The organism is Amaricoccus macauensis, from assembly GCF_049800915.1.
GTDB classification, from domain to species: domain Bacteria; phylum Pseudomonadota; class Alphaproteobacteria; order Rhodobacterales; family Rhodobacteraceae; genus Amaricoccus; species Amaricoccus macauensis_A.
This window is the reverse complement of sequence record NZ_JBNAFY010000018.1, coordinates 1-2,630: the sequence shown is the minus strand read 5'-3', so window position 1 is coordinate 2,630 and position 2,630 is coordinate 1. Positions and strand designations below refer to the sequence as shown.

The following is a 2,630-nucleotide window of genomic DNA, read 5'->3' as shown; positions in this document are numbered from 1 at the left end:
GGTTCTGTCGCAAACTTTTGTGGTGGTTGAGGGCAGGCCTTTGTCTGGACACACTTATCCTGCAAGAGCGACGAACTGCTGAAAGGCGGTCTGACCGTTGGCGGCGAGCTGGCCCTTTCGGATCATGTGAGCCGTCTCGATCCCGGCCAGGGTCGCCTGGGCCGCGGCGAAGGATTTGAAGCCCATCATCGGCCGGGTGATCTTCTTGATGAAGCGGTGATCCTGTTCGATGAGGTTGTTGAGGTATTTGACCTGCAGAACCTCGATCAGCCAGAACCAGCCGCTCAGGATCAGCAGGATGTTCATGGTCTCAAGACCCGCCAGGTTCGCTCCGCTCTTGTCGATGACGACCTTGTCCGGCCAGCCGTTGGCTTCGATCGTTCGGGCGAAGAAGGCGGAAGCGGCGGCCTCGTCACGACGCTCCGAGAGCATGAAATCAAGGGTCTTGCCGTCCCGGTCGATGGCCCGGTAATGATAGGTCCACTTGCCCTTCACCTTGATATAGGTCTCGTCCATGCGCCAGGACCGGCAGGTGGCCGACTTGCGCTTCTGCGCCTCTTCGGCGACCAAGGGTGCGTATTTCACCACCCAGCGGTTCAGAGTGGAATGATCCGCCCGAACCCCGCGCTCGAGCAGGATCTCCTCGACATCGCGGTAGGAGACGGCATAGCGGACGTAGAAATACACGGCATACAGGATCACGTCCCTCGGGTAATGGCTGCCCTTGAAATCGATCATACCGCCCACGCGCTTTCCGGACCTTCACCGCGGCGGATATAGCCGCGCAGTCGACGGCGCGAAAGACACCACAAAAGTTTGCGACAGAACCCTGCCGCCTGCCTTGCCGTCTATGATCGTGGGGTTGTGCGCGCGCTGTCGGGCAAGCCACCGATACCGCTGGTCAAGGCACCACGCCTGGCCGAGGCGTTGGCCGGGCTGTCGATCCGGCTCAACACGGATACCGTATAGATATAATAATGATATCGTTTAGATACTAAAATGAAGCGCTGGCCTGCGGCCAGCGCAAAAATTTTCGGGGCGCTCCGAGGAGCGCCCCGATGGCCGTCAGGCAGCCAGTTCGGTATCTGGACGGTCCAGTGGCCGCAGGGTTTCAGGCAACCAGTTCGTCTCAGCCATGCGACTGGCCGCGTGTTCGATCAGTGCGTCCTTCTTGAGGCTGGCGAGATTCTCCGCCGCTGCCGGAGACACGCTTTCGCCGACTGCGTCGAGGATCACGGCCTTGGTCACCTTGGTAAAGAACGTCTCCGGGTTGGCTTGCCAGTACCGGGTCATGTCGAGATCGAGGGTTTCGGCCAGTTGGTCGGCATGTCGCTTCGACCGGCTGCTCGCGCAGGCCGGTTCGATGGTGCTGGCGGTCAGGAAGGCCAGCAGCGCCATCAGATCATTGCTTGCGAGGGCCAGCAGATGATCCCAAAGATCGCCCGCCGCGCTTGGCAAGCCGTTCTGCCAGCGGTTAGCGGCGTCTTGCAGCGCCTCCATGCCGGGATTCGTGTGCAGGCTGTCGCCGTGGCGGGTCAGGTCGTCGCTCTGGCCACGCAGGTCGAGACAGCTGCTCAGCCCGTCATGATAGAAATGCTGCAAGGCCAGCCGATGAACGATCAGGATCAGGGCGATGTCCGGGCGCTGCATCACCTCGGCCCGGAGCGCAGCCGTCCGATGGGCGGTCAGTTCCGCAAGCAGCTTGGGAGACAGCTTTTGCGCCGGGGCAGGGGCGTTGTCCGTTGTCTCGTCGCCAAACTCGGGGGCGCTGTCATTGGCTGGTGTCGCGGCAGGGGTGTCGGGTTCTGTCGCAAACTTTTGTGGTGTCTTTCGCGCCGTCGACTGCGCGGCTATATCCGCCGCGGTGAAGGTCCGGAAAGCGCGTGGGCGGTATGATCGATTTCAAGGGCAGCCATTACCCGAGGGACGTGATCCTGTATGCCGTGTATTTCTACGTCCGCTATGCCGTCTCCTACCGCGATGTCGAGGAGATCCTGCTCGAGCGCGGGGTTCGGGCGGATCATTCCACTCTGAACCGCTGGGTGGTGAAATACGCACCCTTGGTCGCCGAAGAGGCGCAGAAGCGCAAGTCGGCCACCTGCCGGTCCTGGCGCATGGACGAGACCTATATCAAGGTGAAGGGCAAGTGGACCTATCATTACCGGGCCATCGACCGGGACGGCAAGACCCTTGATTTCATGCTCTCGGAGCGTCGTGACGAGGCCGCCGCTTCCGCCTTCTTCGCCCGAACGATCGAAGCCAACGGCTGGCCGGACAAGGTCGTCATCGACAAGAGCGGAGCGAACCTGGCGGGTCTTGAGACCATGAACATCCTGCTGATCCTGAGCGGCTGGTTCTGGCTGATCGAGGTTCTGCAGGTCAAATACCTCAACAACCTCATCGAACAGGATCACCGCTTCATCAAGAAGATCACCCGGCCGATGATGGGCTTCAAATCCTTCGCCGCGGCCCAGGCGACCCTGGCCGGGATCGAGACGGCTCACATGATCCGAAAGGGCCAGCTCGCCGCCAACGGTCAGACCGCCTTTCAGCAGTTCGTCGCTCTTGCAGGATAAGTGTGTCCAGACAAAGGCCTGCCCTCAACCACCACAAAAGTTTGCGACAGAACC

At 61.0% G+C, this 2,630-nt stretch carries 4 protein-coding genes; 2 read left to right on the top strand and 2 right to left on the bottom strand.

The genetic code is table 11. The features are described 5' to 3' along the window. Window positions 1-54: 54 nt before the first annotated feature. A complete protein-coding gene (locus ACP15W_RS21080) occupies window positions 55-738 on the bottom strand; it encodes an IS6 family transposase (protein WP_424934706.1) in 684 nt (227 codons plus the stop codon). Between the two features lie 78 nt (window positions 739-816). Between ACP15W_RS21080 and ACP15W_RS21075 the strand changes: the two genes are divergently transcribed. Then, window positions 817-969, top strand: coding sequence for a hypothetical protein (locus ACP15W_RS21075; protein ID WP_424934818.1), 153 nt, complete (start codon window positions 817-819; stop codon window positions 967-969). A 96-nt stretch (window positions 970-1,065) separates the two neighbouring features. Here ACP15W_RS21075 and ACP15W_RS21070 read toward each other — a convergent pair whose 3' ends face one another. Further along, the gene (locus ACP15W_RS21070) at window positions 1,066-1,650 is read right to left on the bottom strand and encodes a hypothetical protein (RefSeq protein WP_424934817.1); all 585 of its coding nucleotides are present in this window, start codon (window positions 1,648-1,650) and stop codon (window positions 1,066-1,068) included. A 242-nt stretch (window positions 1,651-1,892) separates the two neighbouring features. Here ACP15W_RS21070 and ACP15W_RS21065 point away from each other — a divergent pair, with 242 nt between their 5' ends. After that, window positions 1,893-2,576, top strand: coding sequence for an IS6 family transposase (locus ACP15W_RS21065; RefSeq protein WP_424934706.1), 684 nt, complete (start codon window positions 1,893-1,895; stop codon window positions 2,574-2,576). The last annotated feature ends 54 nt before the right edge of the window (window positions 2,577-2,630 follow it).